The sequence below is a fragment of the Georgenia sp. M64 genome (assembly GCF_038049925.1).
Classification (GTDB): Bacteria; Actinomycetota; Actinomycetes; order Actinomycetales; family Actinomycetaceae; genus Georgenia.
This window is the reverse complement of sequence record NZ_CP145809.1, coordinates 3,384,493-3,400,676: the sequence shown is the minus strand read 5'-3', so window position 1 is coordinate 3,400,676 and position 16,184 is coordinate 3,384,493. Positions and strand designations below refer to the sequence as shown.

The 16,184-nt window shown below is 70.2% G+C and carries 16 protein-coding genes, 2 tRNA genes and 1 pseudogene; 18 read left to right on the top strand and 1 reads right to left on the bottom strand.

Going from position 1 to position 16,184, the window contains the following annotated elements; translation table 11 throughout:
- Positions 1 to 23 precede the first annotated feature (23 nt).
- The 7 genes from AAEM63_RS15105 to AAEM63_RS15075 all read left to right on the top strand — a co-directional run bounded on the left by AAEM63_RS15105 (position 24) and on the right by AAEM63_RS15075 (position 6,624).
- The gene (locus AAEM63_RS15105) at positions 24 to 1,172 is read left to right on the top strand and encodes an NAD(P)/FAD-dependent oxidoreductase (protein ID WP_341359058.1); all 1,149 of its coding nucleotides are present in this window, start codon (positions 24 to 26) and stop codon (positions 1,170 to 1,172) included.
- Complete coding sequence (locus AAEM63_RS15100; RefSeq protein ID WP_341359057.1) at positions 1,169 to 2,392, top strand: MFS transporter; 1,224 nt, start codon at positions 1,169 to 1,171, stop codon at positions 2,390 to 2,392. Before AAEM63_RS15105 ends, AAEM63_RS15100 begins: the two co-directional genes overlap by 4 nt.
- Positions 2,393 to 2,489: 97 nt before the next feature.
- Positions 2,490 to 2,708: a YHS domain-containing protein gene (locus tag AAEM63_RS15095; protein ID WP_341359056.1), complete on the top strand. Its 219-nt coding sequence runs from the start codon at positions 2,490 to 2,492 to the stop codon at positions 2,706 to 2,708.
- 65 nt (positions 2,709 to 2,773) lie between these two features.
- On the top strand, positions 2,774 to 3,970 hold the full coding sequence (locus tag AAEM63_RS15090; RefSeq protein ID WP_341359055.1) for an FAD/NAD(P)-binding oxidoreductase: 1,197 nt from the start codon (positions 2,774 to 2,776) through the stop codon (positions 3,968 to 3,970).
- 26 nt (positions 3,971 to 3,996) lie between these two features.
- A complete protein-coding gene (locus tag AAEM63_RS15085) occupies positions 3,997 to 6,168 on the top strand; it encodes a heavy metal translocating P-type ATPase (protein ID WP_341359054.1) in 2,172 nt (723 codons plus the stop codon).
- A 17-nt stretch (positions 6,169 to 6,185) separates the two neighbouring features.
- Positions 6,186 to 6,503, top strand: coding sequence for a metal-sensitive transcriptional regulator (locus AAEM63_RS15080; RefSeq protein ID WP_341359053.1), 318 nt, complete (start codon positions 6,186 to 6,188; stop codon positions 6,501 to 6,503).
- Positions 6,504 to 6,553: 50 nt separating this feature from the next.
- A tRNA-Cys gene (locus AAEM63_RS15075) sits at positions 6,554 to 6,624 on the top strand.
- A gap of 25 nt (positions 6,625 to 6,649) precedes the next feature.
- Here the strand turns inward: AAEM63_RS15075 and AAEM63_RS15070 are convergent.
- A protein-coding gene (locus tag AAEM63_RS15070) for an IS5 family transposase (RefSeq protein WP_341361390.1) occupies positions 6,650 to 7,493 on the bottom strand; the annotation gives its coding sequence in 2 pieces (ribosomal slippage) (positions 6,650 to 7,195 and positions 7,197 to 7,493; 843 coding nt in all).
- A gap of 101 nt (positions 7,494 to 7,594) precedes the next feature.
- On the opposite strand from AAEM63_RS15070, the pseudogene AAEM63_RS15065 reads away from it, so the two are divergent.
- The 11 genes and pseudogenes from AAEM63_RS15065 to AAEM63_RS15015 form a co-directional block, all read left to right on the top strand.
- Positions 7,595 to 7,825, top strand: a pseudogene (locus AAEM63_RS15065) (ArsR family transcriptional regulator); the annotation flags it as partial.
- Positions 7,822 to 9,726: a cation-translocating P-type ATPase gene (locus AAEM63_RS15060; protein ID WP_341359052.1), complete on the top strand. Its 1,905-nt coding sequence runs from the start codon at positions 7,822 to 7,824 to the stop codon at positions 9,724 to 9,726. The pseudogene AAEM63_RS15065 and the gene AAEM63_RS15060, both read left to right, overlap by 4 nt.
- Before the next feature lie 66 nt (positions 9,727 to 9,792).
- The gene (locus AAEM63_RS15055; RefSeq protein ID WP_068398372.1) at positions 9,793 to 10,398 is read left to right on the top strand and encodes a cadmium resistance transporter; all 606 of its coding nucleotides are present in this window, start codon (positions 9,793 to 9,795) and stop codon (positions 10,396 to 10,398) included.
- A gap of 263 nt (positions 10,399 to 10,661) precedes the next feature.
- Positions 10,662 to 11,258, top strand: coding sequence for a recombinase family protein (locus AAEM63_RS15050; RefSeq protein ID WP_010534181.1), 597 nt, complete (start codon positions 10,662 to 10,664; stop codon positions 11,256 to 11,258).
- 7 nt (positions 11,259 to 11,265) lie between these two features.
- Positions 11,266 to 12,663 carry a Mu transposase C-terminal domain-containing protein gene (locus tag AAEM63_RS15045; RefSeq protein WP_135039699.1) on the top strand — a complete coding sequence of 466 codons (1,398 nt, stop codon included), beginning with the start codon at positions 11,266 to 11,268 and terminating at the stop codon, positions 12,661 to 12,663.
- Positions 12,660 to 13,478, top strand: coding sequence for an AAA family ATPase (locus AAEM63_RS15040; RefSeq protein ID WP_341359051.1), 819 nt, complete (start codon positions 12,660 to 12,662; stop codon positions 13,476 to 13,478). Before AAEM63_RS15045 ends, AAEM63_RS15040 begins: the two co-directional genes overlap by 4 nt.
- A gap of 122 nt (positions 13,479 to 13,600) precedes the next feature.
- The gene (locus AAEM63_RS15035; protein ID WP_341359050.1) at positions 13,601 to 13,870 is read left to right on the top strand and encodes a hypothetical protein; all 270 of its coding nucleotides are present in this window, start codon (positions 13,601 to 13,603) and stop codon (positions 13,868 to 13,870) included.
- A 59-nt stretch (positions 13,871 to 13,929) separates the two neighbouring features.
- Entirely contained in the window at positions 13,930 to 14,247 is a 318-nt protein-coding gene (locus AAEM63_RS15030) for a hypothetical protein (RefSeq protein ID WP_341359049.1), read from the top strand.
- A 3-nt stretch (positions 14,248 to 14,250) separates the two neighbouring features.
- Complete coding sequence (locus AAEM63_RS15025; protein ID WP_341359048.1) at positions 14,251 to 14,613, top strand: capsid cement protein; 363 nt, start codon at positions 14,251 to 14,253, stop codon at positions 14,611 to 14,613.
- Between the two features lie 436 nt (positions 14,614 to 15,049).
- Positions 15,050 to 15,156, top strand: a tRNA-Ser gene (locus AAEM63_RS15020).
- Between the two features lie 104 nt (positions 15,157 to 15,260).
- A complete protein-coding gene (locus tag AAEM63_RS15015) occupies positions 15,261 to 16,067 on the top strand; it encodes a UbiA family prenyltransferase (RefSeq protein WP_341361389.1) in 807 nt (268 codons plus the stop codon).
- The last annotated feature ends 117 nt before the right edge of the window (positions 16,068 to 16,184 follow it).

Here is a 16,184-nt window from a genome sequence, read left to right as displayed (position 1 = left end):
GTAACGGAAGCGAGCTGCACCACGTGACCGATCACCACGTCATCGTCCTCGGCGCCGGTGCCGCAGGCCTCGCCGCTACCGCCGCCCTCACCCGAGCAGAGAACGTCCGCGTCACCCTCGTGGCCCACACCGGAGAGACCCCCTCCATCCGGATGCACATCACCGGTGTCGCCTTCGGACCGACACTCCCGCACACCATCCACGCGCCCCTACCCGCAGTCCCTCTGCTTGACGACACCGCCGTCCACATCGACGCTGCCGCGCGCACCGTGACGCTGAGTTCAGGAACTCTGCTGCGCTACGACACCCTCCTCATCGCGACCGGCAGCCACCCCCGCGCCCTGGACCCGCACACCCCCGGCGTAGGGCACCCCGCGGTCGTGCAGAGAGTCACCACCTTGCACAGCCTCGACGACGCCGAAAAGATCCGGGAACGACTGCAGCACGCGGGCACCCCGACGCGCGTCGCCATCTACGGGGGAGGCTTCACCGGAGCGGAGGTCGCCTCATCCCTCCGAGACCGCGGACACCACGTTGCTTTGATCAGCCGCGCCCGCATCCCCGGACAATCCGCGTTCGGACCGACCCTTGCCGCCCGCATCGCCGCCACCCATCGCGCCCGGATCACCAGCTTCCCCGGCCGAACGATCGCCGCACTGCACCCCCGGGAAGACTCTGTCGGCATCATCCTCGATGACACCACCTTGCTCTCCGCCGACCTGCTCATCGTCGCCCTCGGCACCGACCCCACCGGCCCGTCACCGTTCACTCGAGGAGTCGACGTCGACGACCGCCACCGAGCCCGTATTGCCCACATTTACGCCGCCGGCGCGGCCGCGACGCACCACGACCACCATTTGGGTACCTGGCACATCGACCACTGGGCCGACGCCGCCGCCCAAGGCGCCCACGCCGCGGCCGCACTCCTCCACGATCACACCGGGCAACCCGACCCCGGCCCTTACCGGCCCCGGAGCGCCTACGGTGCGCTGATCCACGGCACCGCGATCACCGGGATTGGGTATACCCCGACCGCAGAAGAACGCTCCCTCCCCGGACCGGATCTCGTCATTGAGCACACCCTCCACGGTGCGCTGGTCGGAGTCGTCGCCGTCGACGCGGTCACCGCTGCATATCAGCGGGCTGAGCGCTTGCATGGGGTCCTGACATGAGCACACCATCACCCGCCGCTCGAGCGCGCGGCGGGTTCTGTCTCGCCGTGACCGGCACCATCCTCCTGATGGCCGCAGCGTCCGCGCCATCCCCCTTCTATCCGCAACTCACCCGCACCCTGCAGCTACCCGCCGTCGCCACCACTCTCATCTTCGCCATCTACGCCCTCCCGCTCCTGCTCGCCCTGCTCACCCTCGGGTCGGTGTCAGACCGGGTCGGCCGCCGCCGCATCCTCACCATCGGATCGGCCCTGCTCTCGGCCAGCCTCATCATGTTCTGGGCAGCCGACTCGTTCCCCGTCCTCCTCGCCGCCCGCGCCCTGCAGGGCCTCGCGGCAGGTCTGCTCGTTCCCGCGCTGAACGCAATGATGGTCGACTTCGAACCCGCCCGGTGGCCCGGCGCCGCCGCCCTCGCCAACACCGCCGCACCCATGGCAGGCCTCGGACTGGGTGCCATCACCGCAGCTGCCCTTCTGGACACACCCGGCGTCGACGCCGGTGCGATCTTCCTCATCCTGGCCGCACTGTTCACCCTGATCGGCGCCACCTCCTGGGCGGTTCCCGACTCAGCACGCCCCCGCACACGCGACCGCCGCCCGGAGAGACGGACCCGTCTGCCCGCCGTGACCCGGCGAGTCATCCTCGTGGTGGTCCCCGCGGTGATCGCCGGATGGGTCACCAACGGCATGTTCCTGGCCCTGGGCACCGGAATCGTCGCCACCCAATTCGACGCGGACACCCGAGTGCAAGAAGCCGCGCCCATCCTGGTCCTCGCCGCCGCTGGCGTCATCGGCGCCGCCTTCCTGCATCACTCCACCCCGCGCACGATCAGCCTGTTCGGCAGCGCCGCCCTCGGCATCGGCACACTGTTCAGCGTGCTCGCCCTGTACGGGCACACCTATCTCGGATATCTGGCCAGCGTCGCCATCGTCGGCGCCGGATTCGGCACCGCCTTCATGGGGGCGATGCGAACCCTCCTGCCCCACATCGAGCTCGCCCACCGCGCCCGCATCATGGCCGTGATCTACACGATCTCCTACCTCGCGATGTCAGCACCGGTCGTGATCGCAGGTCTGCTCGTGCCCTGGCTCACCCTGCCCGGCGCGACCGTGACCCTCGCAGCGGTCGTGGTGCTGCTGAGTGCCTCGGCCACCCTGACCCGACTGCGGTACGACGACCGCGCAGCCACGGGAATATCCAACCGACACCGCCTGTTGTGATACCCGTACGGGGTATACGCTGGAATGGTTCGTCGCATCCGTGATGAACCGACGGCCGTTTCCCGCCGTCGCACGAACGACAGGAAGAAAAACCCCCATGAGCCACGATCACGATCACCACCACGAGGCCCCCACCGGCACGCCGGCCGATGATGTCGTCGTGTGTCCGGTCATGCCGGGAAACACCGTCAGCAAGAGCGCGGCCGAGGCCCAGGGCCTCTACCGTGACTACGACGGCGAGCGGTACTGGTTCTGCTGCTCGGCCTGCGGACCACTGTTCGACGCCGAGCCCCAGAAGTACGTCACGGCCGCCTGAGCCCGGTGCCCAGCAGCCCCGCGCCTGGGCACCTCTCCTTCTTTTCCCGCCCCTCAAGGAACGACATGTCTACGCAGAACGTCCTGATCCTCGGCGCCGGTGCCGCCGGCACCGCCGCCGCCCGTATTCTCGGCAGCTCTGACGCGGTCACCGTCACCCTGATCGGCCGCACCGACGAAACGCCCTACAACCGCACCCTGGTCAACAAGGGCATCGCCATCGGGCTGCTCACGCCCGAGCAAGCCGCGCTTCCCGGCGTGGCCGCAATCGCCGACACCGCGGTCGAGGTAGACCCGGACACGCGGACCGTGCGGCTCGAATCGGGGCGGGTGGAACATTACGACGCGCTCCTGATCACCACCGGCAGCGCCCCCCGCGACCTCGGCGCGGGCGTCACAGCGGCCGCGGTGCCGGGAACGGGACGGGTCACCGCGCTGCACTCCTTGCGCGACGCGGTCGCCGTCCGGGACCTCCTCGCGGGCCTGGGTCGACCCGGCCGCATCGTGATCTCCGGTGCCGGGTTGGTCGCGGGGGAGACCGCGACGCTGCTGCACGATCGCGGACACGAAGTCACCCTCCTCGCCCGCGCGGCAACGCCCGGCATCAGCGTCTTCGGGACCGAGGTGGCCGAGACGCTCGCCGCCACCCACCAGGCCAACCTGCACACCGCGTTCGGACGCACCATCACCTCGCTCACCGAAACCGAGGACAGCGTGCAGCTCACCCTCGACGACGGAACGGTGCTGCCCGCCGACGTGCTCATCGTCGCGCACGGCACCACCCCGACCGCTCCCGCCCCCTGGGGGAGCGGCGTCGCGGTCGACGGCGAGTCGCGCACAGCCACCCCCGGCGTGTACGCCGCCGGGGGAGTGGCCATCCACAACGACCCCACGCTGGGCACCTGGCGCATCGACCACTGGGCGGACGCGGCCGCGCAGGGCGAACACGCCGCCCGCACCCTGCTCGCCGACCTGGGCGTCGGCGAGCAGCCCGGCACGTACCAGCCCCGTGCCCCCTTCACCGCCACCATTCACGGCGCCATGATCGCCGGCGCCGGCCTCACCGGCCACCACGGCAACGCCCGAGCCGAGTCCACCGACCCGCTGGTAATCCTCCACCAGCAGGGCAACATCCCCGTCGGGGTGCTCGGGCTGGACGCCGCACCCGCCGTGTTCGGCTGGATGCCCCACCTTTACACCCCGGTGCACACCGACGACGACACCCTCGCCGCCGTCGGTGCCGCCGGTGCAGACTCCAAGTAATCGCTACTGCACAGGGAAGTGAACTGATGACCGACCCGCACGCACACCACAATCACGGCGGCTCCGCAGCTGGAACCGCCACCGGCCACGACGACCACACCCCCGAACCGCCCACCCAGCACGACACCCACGCCGGCCACGGCGTCGAGCCCAGCCACGGCGAACACGCCGGTCACGGAGAGCACGCCGGACACGGCGGCGGCCACGGGGGCCACGCCGGACACGGCGACCATGTCGGCCAGTTCCGCCGCCTGTTCTGGATCAACCTGATCATCGCGGTCCCCGTGGTGGCGTTCTCGCCGATGTTCGCGATGATCCTCGGCTACGAGGTCCCCGGCTGGGCACTGTGGATCGCCCCGGTACTCGGGACCGTCATGTACGGATGGGGTGGCTGGCCGTTCCTGACCGGCGCGATCAGCGAGCTCCGCTCCCGCAAGCCCGGGATGATGCTGCTGATCGGCCTGGCCATCACCGTCGCGTTCTTCGCGTCCTGGGGTGCCACGCTCGGCCTGCTGCACCACGAACTGGAGTTCTGGTGGGAGCTGGCGCTGCTGATCGTGATCATGCTGCTCGGCCACTGGATCGAGATGCGCTCCCTCGCGCAGACCAGCTCCGCGCTGGACACCCTCGCCGCGCTGCTGCCCGATGAGGCCGAACGGGTCGAGGGCGACCAGATCGTCAAGGTTGCCCCCGCTGACCTCCGCGTCGGCGACATCGTCGTGGTCCGCCCCGGCGGCAGCGTCCCCGCCGACGGCAAGATCGTCGACGGCCGCGCCGACATGGACGAGTCCATGGTCACCGGCGAGTCCCGCCCCGTCGCCCGCGGTACCGGCGACCCGGTCACTGCCGGCACCGTCGCCACCGATTCCGGGCTGCGCGTGGAAGTCACCGCGACCGGCGATGAGACCACCCTCGCCGGCATCCAGCGGCTCGTGACGGAGGCACAGAACTCGTCCTCCCGTGCGCAGCGGATCGCCGACCGTGCCGCCGCACTGCTGTTCTGGTTCGCGCTCGGCGCCGCCGCGATCACCGCCGTCGTGTGGACGCTCGTCGGCAACCCGGACGACGCGGTCGTGCGCACGATCACCGTCCTCGTGATCGCCTGCCCCCACGCGCTGGGCCTGGCCATCCCGCTGGTGGTATCCATCGCCACCGAGCGCGCTGCCCGTGGCGGTGTGCTGGTGAAGGACCGCCTCGCGCTGGAGAGCATGCGCACCGTCAACACCGTCCTGTTCGACAAGACCGGCACCCTCACCAAGGGCGAGCCCACAGTGTCCGCCGTGGAGCCGGTCGGTGACCTCGACGCCGACACCGTCCTCGCCCTCGCGGCCGCCGCCGAAGCCGACAGCGAGCACCCCCTCGCCAAGGCGATCGTCCGCGCCGCACATGAGACGAACCTCACCCTGCCCAAGGCCACCGGGTTCACCTCCTCCCCGGCCGTGGGCGTAACCGCCACCGTCGACGGCGCCGAGATCCGGGTGGGTGGCCCCCGCCTGCTCGAGGACGTCGGCGCTGCCGAAGTCGACCAGGCGGACGCGTGGCGCAGCGAGGGTGCGATCATCCTGCACGTCATTCGGGACGGGAAGGTGATCGGCGGACTCAAGCTCGCTGACGAGATCCGCCCCGAATCCCGCCAGGCGGTCGACGCGCTGCACAAGCTGGGCGTCCAGGTCGTCATGATCACCGGCGACGCCGAAGCTGTCGCCAACGCGGTCGGCGCGGAGCTGGGTATCGACCGGGTCTTCGCTCACGTGCGCCCCGAGGACAAGTCCAGCAAGGTCGCCGAGCTCCAGAAAGAAGGCCGCAAGGTCGCGATGGTCGGCGACGGCGTGAACGACGCCCCCGCCCTCGCGCAGGCCGACGTCGGGATCGCGATCGGCGCCGGCACCGATGTGGCGATCGCGTCCGCCGGGGTGATCCTCGCCAGCTCCGACCCGCGCAGCGTGCTGTCGGTGATCCAGCTGTCCCGTGCGGCGTACCGGAAGATGAAGCAGAATCTGTGGTGGGCTGCCGGGTACAACCTGATCTCCGTGCCGCTCGCTGCCGGCGTGCTGGCCCCGATCGGGTTCGTGCTCCCAATGTCGATCGGAGCGATCCTGATGTCCCTGTCCACCGTCGTGGTCGCGCTGAACGCGCAGTTGTTGCGCCGCATCGACCTCACACCCGAAGCCAGCACCCGCGCCGTGCTGGACAGCTAACCGAAGGAAGACCCCTCATGTCCACACCCGCTGTGCAAGCCCCGCCCGCGCCCCACCACGGTTACATCACCGACAAGGACAAGTACCTCAACCGGCTCAAGCGGATCGAGGGACAAGCGCGCGGGATCTCCAAGATGGTCGACGACGAGAAGTACTGCATCGACATCCTCACCCAGATCAGTGCCCTCACCAGCGCGCTGCAGGCCGTCGCGATCGGACTCCTCGACGACCACCTCAAGCACTGCGTGATCGACGCCGCACGCATGGACGACGACGACGCGCAGAACAAGATCAAGGAAGCCACCGACGCGATCGCCCGCCTGGTCCGGTCCTAACCCGGACCTGGCCGGGTGGCCTACGCTCTTCACCTCCAGTGAAGAGCCACGGTGCCTTGGCCGAGCGGTCAGGCATCGGCCTGCAAAGCCGCCCAGACGGGTTCGACTCCCGTAGGCACCTCGATCAAACACATCCCGTTCAACGTCTAGGGCGTGTCTCCTAACCGTTTGAGCCAGAGGGTGATGGCTCGGAGGATGGCGCCGCCGCGGTAGGTGAGGGCGAGTTTGTCGTAACGGGTGGCGAGGCCGCGCCATTGCTTGTCTTCGTTGAAGCCTCGTTCGACGACGTTGCGGCCCTTGTAGTCCTCGATGTCGTAGCTGACCGGGCGCCCGCCTCGGGAGCCGCGACGCCTGCGGTGCCCTTGCTGATCAGACGGTTCGGGGATCACCGCGATGATCCCGCGTTCGCGCAGGTGGGTGCGGATCGCGCGGGACGAGTACGCCTTGTCTCCGCGGACCCGGGCGGGGCGGGTGCGAGGCCTGCCAGGCCCGCGCCGGGCGACGCGGAGGTGATCCATCAGGACCGGGAACATCGGTGCGTCACCTGCCTGACCGGGACCGACGAGGATGACCAGCGGGAGACCGCGCCCGTCGACGAGGTGATGGATCTTCGTGCTCAATCCGCCTCGTGACCGGCCGATCGCGTGATCAGGCGGCTCCTCGCGCAGATTCTTGTAACTCGATAGAGCCCCCTGTGTCGCGCGGGAGGTTCGTCGCGTGCTGATGCGCACGGTTGACCGTGGAGTCCACGCTGATGGCCCAGTCGATCTCGCCTGCAGCATCCGCATCGGCGAGGACCTCCGCGAAGATCCGATCCCAGGTGCCGTCGCCGCTGAAGCGGCGGTGTCGCTTCCATACTGTCTGCCACGGTCCGAACTCGGCCGGCAGATCGCGCCACGGCGACCCCGTCCGGAACCGCCACACGATCCCCTCGACCACTCGGCGGTGATCCTGGAACGGCCGACCCCCCTTCGCCGAGGCGACTGGCATCAACGGCTCGATCCGAGCCCACGCAGCATCCGAGAAAGACGAGGTTCGCGACACGCCTCCCAGCCTGCCGCCAACCTCACCCAGGAGTTAGGAGACACGCCCTAGGCCTGACCCGGTCGAACGTGTCGAACCACCTCACCTGCCTGCGGGACTGCGGCATCGTCGTGGCCGAGCCCGAGGGGCGCCAGACGCGGTACGAGATCGCCGACCCCCACCTGGGGGCGGCGATGACCGCGCTGGTCGAGGTGACGCTGGCCGTCGATGAGAACGCCCCGTGCGTGGATGCCACCTGCACGGTGCCCGGCTGCTGCCCGAGCGGGACCGTGGCATGAGGGCGACCACCCACACCCCCGTCGAGGAGCTCGAGACCGACGACGAGCACGAGACCCCGTGGTGGGCTGACCGCTCCGTCCTGATCCCCATCGCCTCGGGGGTCGCGTTCGTCGCCGGGCTGGCCTGTGAGTGGTCCGGCGCCCAGAGCGCGGCGCTGGTGCTGTTCTGGGTCGGTCTGCTGCTCGGGGCCTCCACGTTCGTCCCCGGTGCGCTGCGCAAGCTCGCCACGGGCAAGCTCGGCATCGCGCTCCTCATGACGATGAGCGCCACCGGCGCGGTCATCCTCGGCCACGTGGAGGAGGCCGCGGCCCTGGCCTTCCTCTACTCCATCGCCGAGGCCTTGGAGGACCGGGCGATGGACCGGGCGCGTGCCGGGCTGCGCGCGCTGCTCAAGCTCGTGCCCCAGAGCGCCACCGTCCTCACCGACGGCCATAGCGCGAGCGTCCCGGCCCGTGACCTGGCCGCGGGGCAGGTCATGCTGATCAGGCCCGGTGAGCGCATCGCCACCGACGGCATCGTCCGCAGCGGGCACAGCAGCGTGGACACCTCGGCGATCACCGGTGAGTCCATCCCCGTCGAGGTCGGCCCCGGTGATGAGGTGTCTGCCGGGGCGATCAACGCCGCCGGAGCCCTGCAGGTCGAGGCGACCGCGCCCGGCACCGACAACTCCCTGACCACGATCGTGAGCCTGGTCGAACGCGCCCAGGCCGAGAAGGGGCAACGCGCCCGGCTGGCCGACCGCATCGCCCGTCCGCTCGTGCCCGGCGTCCTGGTCCTGGCCGTGCTGGTCGCGCTCATCGGCTCACTCGCCGGTGACCCGCAGACCTGGATCACCCGCGCCCTGGTGGTGCTCGTGGCCGCCTCCCCGTGTGCGCTGGCGATCGCGGTGCCGATCACCGTGGTCTCCGCGGTCGGCTCGGCCAGCAAGTTCGGCGTCATCATCAAGAGCGGTGCCATCTTCGAACGATTCGGGGACATCGGGCACGTCGCCTTCGACAAGACCGGGACCCTGACCCGCAACCAGCCCACCGTCACCGCCGTCGTCCCCGCCGCCGACGTCACCGAGCAACAGGTCCTGGCCTGGGCCGCCGCGCTCGAGCAGCACAGCACCCACCCCCTCGCCACCGCCATCACCCACGCCGCCCCCACAATCCCCGCCGCCCAGGGCACCACCGAGGAAGCCGGCCACGGAATCCACGGCACCGTCGACGGCGCCGTAGTGCTGGTCGGCAGCCCCCGCTGGGTCGACCCCGGCGACCTCACCTACCGGGTCCGTGACCTGGAGGCCCAGGGGATGACGGTCGTCGTCGTCCACCGCGACGGCGCGGTCGCCGGGGCGATCGGGGTGCGTGACGAGCTCCGTCCCGAGGTCCCCGAGGTCATCACGACCCTGGCGGGCCAGGGCATCGACGTCACGATGCTGACCGGAGACAACGAGCGCACCGCCCGCGCCCTCGCGGCCCAGGCCGGCATCAGCGACGTGCGCGCCGAGCTGCGCCCCGAAGGCAAGTCCGCCGCCGTGGGCGAGCTCAGCGTGCGCCGGCCCACCGCGATGATCGGTGACGGCATCAACGACGCCCCCGCCCTGGCCGCGGCCGACGTCGGGATCGCGATGGGAGCCACCGGCTCCGACGCCGCGATCGAGTCCGCCGACATCGCCTTCACCGGCCAGGACCTGCGCCTGCTGCCCCAGGCCATCGCCCACGCCCGACGCGGACGGCGCATCGTCAACCAGAACATCGTCCTGTCACTGCTCATCATCGCCGCGCTGCCACCCCTGGCCATCACCGGCGTCCTGGGCCTGGCCGCCGTCGTACTCATCCACGAAGTCGCCGAGGTCCTGGTCATCCTCAACGGCCTGCGCGCCGCACGCACCCACCAGCCCACGCGCGGACACTGACCCCCGCGGACCAACGCGGCCCCACTGACCCACCGCCGGCGGTCCGGCGCGCCCTGAAAGGCACCGATGGAACTGCTCACCCCGATCCTGCAGGCGATCGGCCTGTTCGTGGCCACGAACATCGACGACATCATCGTCCTGTCCCTCTTCTACGCCCGCGGCGCCGGCCAGCGGGGCACCACCCGCAAGATCCTGCTCGGCCAGTACCTCGGCTTCGGGGGCATCCTGCTCGCCGCCGTGGTGATCTCCCTCGGGGCCCGCAGCTTCCTGCCCGAGGACGCCCTGCCCTACTTCGGGCTCATCCCCCTCGCCCTGGGCCTCTACGCGGCATGGCGAGCGTGGCGCAACCGCGGTGACGACGACGATGACGAGGCCAAGGTCGCCGACAAGCAGGTCGGAGTCCTGACCGTGGCCGCCGTGACGTTCGCCAACGGCGGAGACAACATCGGGGTCTACGTCCCCGTCTTCGCCACCGCGTCCACCACCGCGATCATCGCCTACTGCCTCGTCTTCCTCGCCCTGGTCGGCCTCCTCGTCCTCGCAGCCAAGTACGTCGCCACCCGCCGGCCCATCGCCGAGATCCTCGAACGCTGGGAACACATCCTCTTCCCGCTGGTCCTCATCGGCCTCGGCATCGTCATCCTCCTCGAGGGCGGCGCCTTCGGCTTGTAGCTCACGCCCGCGGCGCCCGACATCACTGGAAATTCAACGACGACTGACAGAACGTCGCGGTCCTCGGGAGCAAACGCTGTTACCTCTTCTGCGGCGGGAGGGGGAGGTCTGCGGCATGAGCATTGACCGTCCCGTAAGTGGAACCCTCATCGGACACCACCGCTACTTATCGAGAGGAACGACGGCACGCCTGGCGGGCTGTCCCGTAAGACCCGTCCGGTGAACTGTCCGGTGAAGGGAGGCTATATGACACACTGGGGAGCATGTCCCCCTTGAAGGTCGGCTATGCCCGAGTCTCCACCGACGAGCAGGACCTGACCGCGCAGCGTGACGGACTCGCGGCGTTCGGCGTCGATCCCAAGCGCATCTACGTCGATCACGGGCTCACGGGCCGCAACGCCGACCGTGAGGGCCTGCGGCAGGCGCTGGCTGCCTGTCGGGACGGCGATACGTTCGTGGTCACCAAGCTCGATCGGCTGGCGCGTTCAGTCCGTGATGCCCACCAGATCGCCGACGACCTCGCGGCGCGGGAAGTGAAGCTGAGCATCGCCGGATCGGTGTACGACCCGACCGACCCGATGGGGAAACTGTTGTTCAACGTGCTGGCGATGGTCGCCGAGTTCGAAGCCGACCTCATCCGTGCCCGCACCCGCGAGGGGATGAAGGTCGCCAAGGCCAAGGGCCGGCTGCGCGGGAAGTCACCGAAACTCACCCCCCGGCAAGAAGCTCACCTCGTCCAGCTACATGCCGCCGACGAGCACACCGTGGGCGAGCTGGCCGAGCTGTTCAGCGTGGGCCGCTCCACGGTCTACCGCGCCCTTCAGCGCGCCGAGCGCGGGCGCGAGAACGCCTTGCAGTAGGTGCGTCGTGGACGCTCGAGCGCGGTGGCGAATCCTCAGGCTCCACGTCGAGGACCAGGTGCCCCTCGCGCGCTTAGCTCGCGAGACCGATGTAGGGCTGCGGACCCTGGAGCGCTGGCACGCCCGCTACCGCGCCGACGGCTACGCCGGACTGGAGACAGCCTCACGGGCGGACACCGGGACCCGCCGCCTTCCGCCCGACCTCGTCGACCTGATCGAGGGCCTGGCACTGAGCAAGCCGCGGCCGGCCATCGCCACGATCCATCGCAAAGTCACCGGCATCTGCGCCACCCGGAGATGGCCGGTCCCCTCCTACTCGGTGGTGTGGGACATCGTGCGGACCCTGGATCCCGGCATGGTCACCCTCGCCCTGGAGGGCGCAGCGTCCTACCGCGACAAGCACGAGCTGGTGCTACGCCGGCAAGCAGAGCTGCCCAACGCGATGTGGCAATCCGATCACACCATGCTCGACATCCTGGTGGTGGGCACCGACGGCAAGCCCGCACGGCCATGGCTGACAACGATCCTCGACGACTGCTCCCGGGCGGTCTGCGGCTACACAGTCTTCCTGGGCGCACCGTCGGCGATGAACACCGCCCTGGCGCTGCGCCAAGCGATCTGGCACAAGACCGACCCGGCCTGGCCGATGTGCGGCTTGCCCGACGTGCTCTACGTCGACCACGGCAGCGACTTCACCAGTGACCAGCTCGCCCACACCGCCGTCGACCTCCATATCCGACTGATCCACTCCACCGTCGCCCGACCCCAGGGACGGGGCAAGATCGAGCGGTTCTTCGGGACCATCAACACCGAGCTACTCGCCACCCTGCCCGGACACATCACCGAAGGGGACCCCTGGCCGACACCGAAACTGTCCCTGGCCGACCTCGATAGCGCCCTGGAGGCGTTCGTGGCCACCTACAACGACCGCACGCACAGCGAGCTCGGAACCTCCCCGCGCAGCGCGTGGATCGCGGACGGCTGGCTGCCCCGAATGCCCGACAGCCTGGAAGACCTCGACAGACTGCTGTTGACCGTCGCCAAGACCCGCGTCGTGCGCCGCGATGGCATCCGCTTCCAGGGCCTGCGCTACGTCTCGCCAACTCTGGCCGGCTACGTCGGACGCTCGGTCGTGATCCGCTACGACCCCCGCGACATCACCGAGATCCGCGTCTTCGATCACGACGAATTCGTCTGCAAGGCCGTCAACCAAGAGCACCACGATCAAAAGGTCAGCCTCAAGGAGATCCAGGCCGCGCGCAACGCCCGCCGCCGAGCGCTGCGAGCCAGCATCAACGAACGCATCGCCCTCGTGGCCGCACCTACCGAGACGCCACGGATCACCGAAGCACCGGCTCCGGCGCCGAGGTCGGCGTTGAAGATCTACAAGGAGGACCTCAGGTGAGCCAGCGCTTCATCGTCACCAAGGAGCACCGCCGCTTCACCGAGTTCGCCGACGCCGTGCGCCGCGGGCACACCATCGGTTTGTGCTTCGGATCAGCCGGCGTAGGAAAGACACTCTCCGCGCGCCGCTACGCACACTACGAGAAGGCTCATGACCTGCTGACCTACTGGGGGCCGCGCTCCGACAACGACGCCAAGATCTACGCCGCCTTGAACCGGAGCCGCACCGTGCTCTACACCCCCAGCGTGCTGACCACCCCGCGGACCCTGAAGGACGAGCTGACCCAAGCCATCACCCGCACCAACATGTGCATCGAGCAGCACCTCGTACCTCCCGGCACGGCCACTCCCGAGGCCTGGGGATGGCGAGACGGCAGGAACTACGTGGAGCTGATCATCGTCGACGAGGCCGAACGACTGCGTCCCGCCGCTCTGGAACTGCTGCGCGATCGCTACGACCGCGACGACATCGCCCTGATCCTGATCGGCATGCCCGGCCTGGAGAAGCAGTTCAGCCACTACCCCCAGTTCTACAGCCGAGTCGGCTTCGCCCACCAGTACCGGCCCCTGGGACAAGACGAACTGCTGTTCGTCCTCGAGCGACACTGGCGATCCCTCGGCAAGACCCTCGACCCCGACGACTTCACCGACGCCCAAGCCATCGCAGCCATCGCACGGATCACCCGCGGCAACTTCCGGCTCCTCGAACGCCTCTTCCCCCAGATCCAGCGGGTCCTGAAGATCAACGAACTCGACACCATCACCAACGACGTCATCGAAGCCGCACAGAGCACCCTGGTCATCGGTGTCACCTGACCCCGCCACGAAGCGACCGAAGAACCCCGCCATTCAGCAGACGAAGTCACAACCCGGCCAAGGTCGCCGCGTGGCTGGAGTTCCGCGACAGCCCCGCCGTCGCCACGCTGGAGCGCATCACCGTGCTTCGCATCGCCCTGGCCGAGGTCCTCGGCGTCGGGGAGGGCCCCACCGGCGAGCACTCCGTGGGCGTCACCCGCCCCGCCCAGCCGTCCCTCGTGGACCCGCACCGCCCGCGCGAGCCCGAGCACGTCAAGTGGCTCGAGGCGGCACCGCACCTCGAGCTCGTGCCGCTGACCGGCGTGTCCGAGGACGACCAGCTCCGCGCCAGCGGTTACGACGTCGACCGCCTCCGCGCCGAGGCCCGCCGCCTGGCGGGCGTCACCGACTGACCCCACACCCCAGGCGGGCAACCCTGCCCGCCTGGGCCAACCCCAGCAAGGGAGCCACCATGGCAACGACCCACCGGCCCACGCTCGACAGGGCCATATCCGACCTGCTCGCCACCGCCCGCGAGCTCCGCTCCGACGCCCACAACCAGGTGCGGCGGACCTTCGCCCGCCGCAAGCGCCCCGCCGAGCCGGCGACCCCGCCCACGATCGACGTCGCCGCGGTCCGCGCCGCGGCTCGTGACCGCCGCGCCGCCCGCGAGGGCACCGACGACGCCCGTGCCTACGCCGCCGTCTACCCCGTCCCGGCGGCCGCCCACGGGGCCACCGACGCCGACGAGCGGGCCGTCTACGGCTCCGTCTACCCCGGGAGGGTCTGACCCATGACGCAGTACCTGCCTGCCTTCGCCCCGGGTGCGGCGATCACCTACGCCCCGACCGCTGCCGTCACCGGCGGCCAGGTCGTCGCCGTCTCCGGTAACCGTGCCGTCGCCCCAGCCGGCGCCGACAGCGCCGCCGTCGTCGGGGTCGCCGCCCACGATGCTGCCGTGGGCGACCAACTCGCCGTCCACCCGCTGACCGGGGTAGTGCACGAGCTCGTGGCCTCCGGCGTCATCGCCGCCGGGGACCGCGTGGCCACCGGCACCGCCGGCACCGTCGCTGCACTCGGCGCCGGTAGCAACCCCATCGGCACCGCGCTGACCGGTGCTCTGGACGGCGAGACCGTCACGGTGCTTGGCCGCTGAGACCGAGACGCCACGACGCCCCGGCGAGGGACTTGCCTCGACCGGGGCGTCGTGCCCGAGCCGGTAGGACGACGGTCACCCAAACCGTTCATCCACCAGTGACCACGACGCTACGCCCACCCGGTGACACGACCGCGGCCGCCACGCCCAACGCACAGTGCGCGCCTCGCTAGAAAATTGGCCTACCCGCCAGGACGGAAAGAGGCCGCCGTCTCCTTCGTCTCCCCCCGGGGGCTTCCAGCCCCGGGGGGACCCCGTTTGTGGCGGAATTGCAATGAAAACGGATCCTCCCCACCGCTGGGGACGCCACGCCACGGCCACCCCTCGCCGGCCCCGCGCCGGAGCTTGCTCCTTCGCACAGCGAGTCCGCAGCGAGTCCGCAGCGCACCCGTCGACCGACGTCGGGACCCATCGGTGCCCAACGGCACGAAACGGCGCCGTGGTGCCGATTCCGAGGCTCGTCAACGATGCCCGTCTGTCCCCATATCAGCCCCGAGCGCTCTCCTAAAGCGGGTGTCGGCAGTTCGAATCTGCCCGAGGGCACAGCGCATTGATGACGGTGTCGGCGCAGCACCCCGTTGCCCGCGGGGTGCGCCCGCTGCCCGGCCGGCCCTGCCGTCGGCGCCGCGAGGAGGGACGTGACCGGGATGCTGCACCTGGACGTCCCGGCGATCGTCCGAGCGAGCCACCCGCTGCCGACCGCCGCGGTCACGACCCTCACGGTCCTGCTCGGCATCTCCTCCGGGCTCGGTGCCCGCACCGTGCTGCTCGGGGTGGCCGTGCTCGCCGGGCAGCTGTCCGTGGGCTGGTCCAACGACCTCGTGGACGCCGCTCGGGACACCGCGGCCGGTCGCGGCGACAAGCCGGTCGCGACGGGGGAGGTCAGCGCGGCCACGGTCCGGGCGGCTACCGGCGTCGCCCTCGTGATCTGCGTCCTGGCGTCGTTGGCTCTCGGTGCCGTCCCCGGTCTGGTGCACCTGCTGGGTGTGGCCGCCGGGTGGGCGTACAACCTGGTGCTCAAGCGGACGGTGTGGTCCTGGTTGCCCTACGTCGTGGCGTTCGGGGCACTTCCGGTCGTGGTGCGCACCTCCCTCGACCCGCCCCAGGCCACGCCGTGGTGGCTGGTCCTCGCCGCTGCGATGCTGGGTATGGGTGCCCACCTGCTCAACGTCCTTCCCGACCTCGACGACGATGCCGCGACCGGGGTCCACGGGCTCCCGCACCGGCTCGGCGGGCGCCGCAGCAGCCTGGTGGCCCTCGTGCTCCTCGGCGGCGCGTCGGTCCTCGTCGTCGTCGGCCCCGCCGCGCCGGTTCCGGCGTGGGCCTGGGCGGCACTGGTCGGGGTCGCGACGCTCGTCGTCGTCGGCGTCCGCTCCGAGGGCAGGACACCCTTCCGGGTGGCGATGGTGGTGGCCCTGGTCGACGTCGTCGTCCTGGTCGTCAGAGCGGTCTGACCGCCTCGGCTCCGGCCACGACGGCCCTTCAGGTTGCCGAGGAGCGCACGGCGGCGGACCATGCGTGGCGAGCAAGGCACTCCTGACCCCGGTGCGTCGAGCCGTGCCCCACCGCGG